At 61.1% G+C, this 5511-nt stretch carries 8 protein-coding genes; 4 read left to right on the forward strand and 4 right to left on the reverse strand.

What is annotated here, in order from left to right; genetic code table 11:
* On the reverse strand, window positions 1–271 hold a 271-nt coding region (locus WCB02_RS08035; protein ID WP_423957343.1), incomplete at its 3' end, for a hypothetical protein.
* A 71-nt stretch (window positions 272–342) separates the two neighbouring features.
* Between WCB02_RS08035 and WCB02_RS08040 the strand changes: the two genes are divergently transcribed.
* Window positions 343–1011 carry a hypothetical protein gene (locus WCB02_RS08040; RefSeq protein ID WP_423957344.1) on the forward strand — a complete coding sequence of 223 codons (669 nt, stop codon included), beginning with the start codon at window positions 343–345 and terminating at the stop codon, window positions 1009–1011.
* A gap of 95 nt (window positions 1012–1106) precedes the next feature.
* Here the strand turns inward: WCB02_RS08040 and WCB02_RS08045 are convergent, their stop codons facing one another.
* Window positions 1107–1919, reverse strand: a complete 813-nt coding sequence (locus WCB02_RS08045; RefSeq protein WP_423957345.1) for a tyrosine-type recombinase/integrase — start codon at window positions 1917–1919, stop codon at window positions 1107–1109.
* A gap of 598 nt (window positions 1920–2517) precedes the next feature.
* Here WCB02_RS08045 and WCB02_RS08050 point away from each other — a divergent pair.
* Both WCB02_RS08050 and WCB02_RS08055 read left to right on the forward strand, forming a co-directional pair.
* Window positions 2518–2784, forward strand: coding sequence for a hypothetical protein (locus WCB02_RS08050; RefSeq protein WP_423957347.1), 267 nt, complete (start codon window positions 2518–2520; stop codon window positions 2782–2784).
* Window positions 2785–2791: 7 nt separating this feature from the next.
* On the forward strand, window positions 2792–2941 hold the full coding sequence (locus tag WCB02_RS08055; RefSeq protein WP_423957349.1) for a hypothetical protein: 150 nt from the start codon (window positions 2792–2794) through the stop codon (window positions 2939–2941).
* A gap of 612 nt (window positions 2942–3553) precedes the next feature.
* Here the strand turns inward: WCB02_RS08055 and WCB02_RS08060 are convergent.
* Window positions 3554–4117, reverse strand: a complete 564-nt coding sequence (locus tag WCB02_RS08060) for a hypothetical protein (RefSeq protein WP_423957351.1) — start codon at window positions 4115–4117, stop codon at window positions 3554–3556.
* A 4-nt stretch (window positions 4118–4121) separates the two neighbouring features.
* A complete protein-coding gene (locus tag WCB02_RS08065) occupies window positions 4122–4445 on the reverse strand; it encodes a PadR family transcriptional regulator (protein WP_423957352.1) in 324 nt (107 codons plus the stop codon).
* Between the two features lie 340 nt (window positions 4446–4785).
* Between WCB02_RS08065 and WCB02_RS08070 the strand changes: the two genes are divergently transcribed.
* The gene (locus WCB02_RS08070; RefSeq protein ID WP_423957354.1) at window positions 4786–5265 is read left to right on the forward strand and encodes a GNAT family N-acetyltransferase; all 480 of its coding nucleotides are present in this window, start codon (window positions 4786–4788) and stop codon (window positions 5263–5265) included.
* Window positions 5266–5511 lie beyond the last annotated feature (246 nt).

The following is a 5511-nucleotide window of genomic DNA, read 5'->3' on the forward strand; positions in this document are numbered from 1 at the left end:
GATCTTGTTCGCTTGCGGCGGAAGCGGCGGGCGCCGCCGGTGTCGCAGCCGGTGCCGGTGCATCCTGACGCGCCGCCGCCGCGGGCTTCACCATGACGATTTCGACCGGGATCGTGCTGACCGGAACAAGCTCGATCCGCTCGAGCAGCCCGAACATCAGAAGCAGCGCGATGATGAGGTGGCCCGCGATCGACAACGGATAGCCCATGCCGAAACCGTCAGATTCAATCGGGTAGAATTGCTGCAACCGCTCCACCACTGCCACCCGCATCAACTGCCCCGACGAGACACCGTTCTACCTCAGGCATGCCCTCCGCCTCAACCAGAGGCTGAAGGCTGGATTTGGCCGAAACCCGCGCCGCGCTCGCCCAAAACAGTCTATTTATAGCGCAGCAATTTCGTCAAAGGATTGCGCTGTGCTGGCCCGCGCTACGGTTCGGGCCGGCTGTTGGCGCGAAACCCAGGTGCCGCGCCGCACGGGGTATTTCCGGGACCGGGGCGGGCCGGCTGTGCGATCCGCCTGCCGGCCACGACCGCCTTGACCAAATTCGGGCCTGGACGCTTCTCGTGCGGGCATGGAAATGTGGTGTCGTGCAACTCAAGGGAGCGGTGGCCAGGATGAAGTGTCTGCGCGTCTACTCGACAGCCGACGGCGAGTCCCACTTCGATGAAGTCGAAATCCCGACCACCTCTCGACAGGTTCACCCCAATGCGGCTGCATTCGCGGTGTCGGCGAAGTACGCGGCGTCAGGCATCCGTTTCACGCACATTCCGGCGGGGGCGCGACAGGTCGATTGGCACACAGTGCCGGAGCGCGTCCTGACGGTGAGGCTCGATGGATCGGCAGAATACCAGACAAGTGACGGAGATGAGAGGCGCGTACCAGCCGGTAGCTTCGTCTTGTCTGAGGACGTGGATGGCAAGGGACACAAATCGCTCCACGCGCCGGAAACACAGACAGTGCTCTGGATCAGTCTGCCGCAGGGTCTCGCGAAACCCGACGCGGAGTGATCGAATGCAGTAACCCGTAGGATGGGTGGAGCGAAGCGATACCCATCGCTGTGCGTCGGCGAAGATGATGGGTTTCGCGAAGGGCTCAACCCATCCTACGGGCCTGTCGTCTCGGGCTTGGAATGCCCGAGCAACGCTTGAATCACGCGAAGGTCCTCGCCGCGTTCGAGCAGATGTGTCGCAAAGCTGTGGCGAAGCGAATGCAGCGAGACCGTCTTGCGCAGCCCCGCGGCTTCCGCGGCCTCCTTGAACAGCCGGCCGAACTGACGCGTCGTCAGAGGCTGATTACGGCGACCTGGAAACAGCCATTGCTGTTCGGACGCGACGCCGCTTTTGGATGCGGTCGGCCGCGCCTTCCACCATTGCCGTAACAGCTCGAGGACTTCCGGCGGCAGCATCACGTGCCGGTCCTTGCGGCCCTTCGACTGCACGATGCAGATGATCATTTGCTCGCTGTCGATGTCACCCGCCCGCAGCCGCACGACCTCGCCGGCCCGCAGCCCGCAACCATAGGCCAACGTCAGCATCGCTCGCGCCTTCAGGCTCGTTGCCATGGTCAGGACACGCTTGACCTCCTCAGGACTCAGCACCGGCGGCAGCCTCTCGGGCTCCTTGATGTGCCAAACCTCGGCCGCCAGATCGTGGCGACGCAGCGTGACGCGGAACAAGAACCGCACCCCGGTCACGATCCGGTTGCGGTTGCAGATGCTTGCCCCGCTTTCGATCAGGTGCAGCTGAAATCCGCGTACCTCGTCGGGCGTTGCCGTATCGGGCGAGCGTTTGAGCCAGGCGGCAAACCGCTTGCAGCTTTGGATATGGCTGCGCTGCGTGTGTGGGTTGAGCTTGCGCGCAGCCATGTCCTCGATCATGCGCTGACGCAGCGGACTGACAGTAGTAGTATCGCTCATGGGAACTCCATCCTGAGTGAGGTTGACAACACCTCGATCTCAGGACGGGGCTCTCAAACCCGCCAGCGCGTTCCTCTGGCTTCCGGCCTCTCGGTTCTTGCCCCGCGCAGCGGGCTGGAGCGCAGCGACTTTGTGCATTGGCACGAAACGCAGCTGCCGAAACGCACGGGGTATTTCCGAAGCTGGGGGCAGACCGGCTGTGCCCATCGGCCGCGGGCGACGGCCGTCCTTGACCCGTTGCGGACTGTCGCCCATAGAACACAGGCTTGTGAAAAGGCGTCTGGGCACAAAAGCCGGTTCGCGTTCCCTTGAAACGGTCCGGAAACAGACTTAGCTTAAGTTGGGGAATGTCCTAATCGTTCTGGAGAAATGCATGGTGCTGGTATCGTGCAAGGGGTGCGGCCGTCAGATAAGCGCGGAAGGTGCCGAGCGCCCTCGTTGCGATAAGCAACAAAATCCCATCGATTTGCCGACGTACATATAGGGGCTATTCTTTTGATTGCGCTGTTTGGCATGTTCGGTATTCGATAGTCAGCATACAAAGGCCGCCTCAGTGGATGACTTCTGTCATATTAAACGGCTGTCGCGGTGTCGCCTATTGGACGACGCAGTCGAAACTTTGGCAGCTCTCATAATTGGCGAGATCATTGGATGGGTTATCGGCGGAGCCATTTGGTTGGTTGGCCTTTCTTTGTTCCTTTCGGTGCGTAGTCATCCTAGTTTTATAGGAGTGGCCGCTATTTCATGTGGAGCTATCATTCTTGTAATGGTTGCATGGCGAGCGCTCAAAGCAGGCGTCAAAGCCTTCGATGACCCCGGTGCGAACCAGTTGATCGGCGAGCGTCGCGAGGGCAAATCTGGGTGAGCGCCGCATGAGTGATGACGACGACCACGATCCCCTCATGTACCCACGCGACATGGAAAACGCTGGGCGCGTCGTTCTCATCGTTCTCGGGACTATTGTTGGAACGTTGCTGTTCCTCGCTCAGATTGTGATGATGCTGCCTTCACCGCACAATTGAAGGTGAGGCCACCTCAGTGGGCGGACTAATCACAATCCACGTCTGCTTCTGGCACGGCACGTAAGTCCCGGGACGAAGGGGTTGTTTCCTGGGTCGCGAGCGGCTATCAGTTCAGCACAGGTTCAGTCCGGCCACCGCAGAAGGCTTGCTGATCGCGCCAAGAGGTTCTGGCAGTGGCTGGCTCCGACCTTGCGCGCCCAAGACTGGGCTTCATCAATCGTCGGCTGTAAATCGGCTAGTGCCCGAGCCTGCCAATGCGTTCTTTCATTGCCGAGTGGCAGTACTTCAGTCTCAGAATCAATTCCCACAAAGGGCAAAATATCAGGGTCATTTTCGAGGCGCGCTGTGAAGCGGTGCCTCGCAATAATTCTAGCTCCCTCTATCGGGGAAACGGTCCCCGACAGCACGCCTTTCGCTGTTACGAGGGTTACCTGGCGCGCTTCTATGACTTCGGATTGGTGCCAGCTCATGACAACACAGGTGTAGGCCGCCTCAGTTGGTGGCCTCCTTTCATATCAGGCCAAGCCGGGGATGTCTCTTGTTAGCACGAAGCCGACGATCCCGTTTATGTCCGCGCCACGGTCGCCACCGGGGAGCTCGGCGCCCGACACGCTACGCGCGCGGGCTGCCTTGCAGCGTTCCGTAGACCCGCGTCGCGATGGACATCGCGAGCATGCCGAGCAGGAAGCCGCCGAGGACCTGCAGCATCGGATGGCCGTGGCCGCCATGGCGGAGATAGCCGACCGTGAAGAGCACGACCGACACGACCATGGTCGCGATCACATACGGGCTGTTTTGCGGCGTGCCGTACAGGCGCATCGCGATGTACATGCACAGCATGCCCGGCAGAAAGCCCGCGAAGACATGCACCGCCGGGTAGCCGGGCGTGCTGCCGTAGCGGACATAGCCGATCGTGAACAGCAAGAGCCAGGCGATCAGGACGGCGATCACGTAGCGGCCAAGCCGCGAGGCGTAGAACTGCGAGGCGAGGCTCATGGTCAGGTCCTTTCCGATCAGCAGCCACAGCGCAGTCTTTGACGCCGCCGCCTGTTCGAGGTCGGTAAAGTTCTGCAGCATCTCGGCGCGATGGGATTGCAGGAACGCCGGCGGGTAGAGTTCGAGCAGCCGCGCGTAGAGGCGCAGCGACCGCGACTCCTGCCGGGCGGGGCGGGGCATCGCGTCACGCACTCCCGAGCTGGCGGCGGGCCGTGAGGGCGACGCGGGACAGCCGCTCGGTTTCCGCGCGCAGCGTGGTCTTGCCGAGCGCCGTCAGCCGGTAGTAGATCCGGCGCGGGTCCTGGGTGTTGCCCTTCGCGATCAGGCCGGCCGCGATCATGCGATCGAGCGAGCCGTACAGCGTTCCCGGTCCCATTTTCACTGCACCGGCCGAATCCGCCTTGACCCGCTGCATGATGTCATAGCCGTGGCGCTCCTCGCCGAACAGAGCGAGCAGGATGTGGAACACGGCAGGTGTCAGCGGCAGCGACGGGTCCGGTTTGCTCATGCCGCCATGATATATCCGTTGCGGATATAGTCAAGAGCCGGCGCCGCCGTCGCGCGATGCGCCTGCGGCGTCACCCCGGACGCGGCGCCGTCCATACAGCCGCCACGACATCGACAGCGAGCATTGTGGTGGAAGCGGTGGGTCACGCTTCAGCCGTCATCTGACGGCTGAAGCTAACCCACCCTACGAGCTGGTCTTCCGGAAATTTCCCCTTTTGGTGCGCCGCGCCCATTGCATGATTTGCTGCCGGTTCGCTCTCGTCGCGAATGACCCATTGCCGACCTTTCTTTGCGACCCCAGATCTGACCAGGATTGCGGCTGAAAAACGGAAGGTTGTGCAATGGACGTCTATACGGTTCGAGGGGCCAAGCCCGAGGAACAACGTGAGCTGACGCGCCTCTGTGTGCGTGCGACGATGCACGCGGGACACGACGAAGCGTTCATCGACCGTTCGATGCCTTCGCTTACGGTTGCTCTACCAATGATTACTGCGAATTGTGTTCAAGTGGCACAAGACGGCTCCAGCGAAGTCGTCGGCGTCGTTTGGGTAGTGCCGACCGGGCTTCAAGGAATTGCGCAACTGCACGGTCTTTTTGTTGATCCAGCACATTGGAAACGCGGAATCGGTCGAGTTCTTTTCGGGGCGGCTGTAGCTCGCGCAAAAGGAATAAAAGCCGGAGCCCTCATGATCACTGCTGAACCCTCGGCGGAAGGGTTCTATAAGCGGATGGGGGCCATCAGGATCGGCGAAGGACCGTTTTACTTCTCGCCCGAAACCATACTGCCTTCCCTCCTGTACATCATTCCTCACGAGATATGATGCAGCTCGTCTGCTTATGGCATGAAACGTAACCGCAGGGAGGCATGGATATTTCCGAAGCTGGTAGACCGGCTGTGCCATCAGCCCGAGGGCGACGGCAGTAGCCCGTAGGATGGGTGGAGCGAAGCGATACCCATCGCTGTGCGTCGGCGAAGACGATGGGTTTCGCGAAGGGCTCAACCCATCCTACGGGCTGTGCTGGACTTTACCACGAAGTTGGCAAGAGAGCTGCGAGCAGAATCAGTG

Source organism: Bradyrhizobium sp. (genome assembly GCF_049581145.1).
Classification (GTDB): domain Bacteria; phylum Pseudomonadota; class Alphaproteobacteria; order Rhizobiales; family Xanthobacteraceae; genus Bradyrhizobium.

Excerpts from the sequence above, each read along its gene's own strand:
- WCB02_RS08065 (WP_423957352.1), bottom strand. The coding sequence starts at position 4,445 with ATGAGCAAACCGGACCCGTCGCTGCCGCTGACACCTGCCGTGTTCCAC.
- WCB02_RS08045 (WP_423957345.1), bottom strand. The coding sequence starts at position 1,919 with ATGAGCGATACTACTACTGTCAGTCCGCTGCGTCAGCGCATGATCGAG.
- WCB02_RS08060 (WP_423957351.1), bottom strand. The coding sequence starts at position 4,117 with ATGCCCCGCCCCGCCCGGCAGGAGTCGCGGTCGCTGCGCCTCTACGCG.
- WCB02_RS08055 (WP_423957349.1), top strand. The coding sequence starts at position 2,792 with ATGAGTGATGACGACGACCACGATCCCCTCATGTACCCACGCGACATG.
- WCB02_RS08070 (WP_423957354.1), top strand. The coding sequence starts at position 4,786 with ATGGACGTCTATACGGTTCGAGGGGCCAAGCCCGAGGAACAACGTGAG.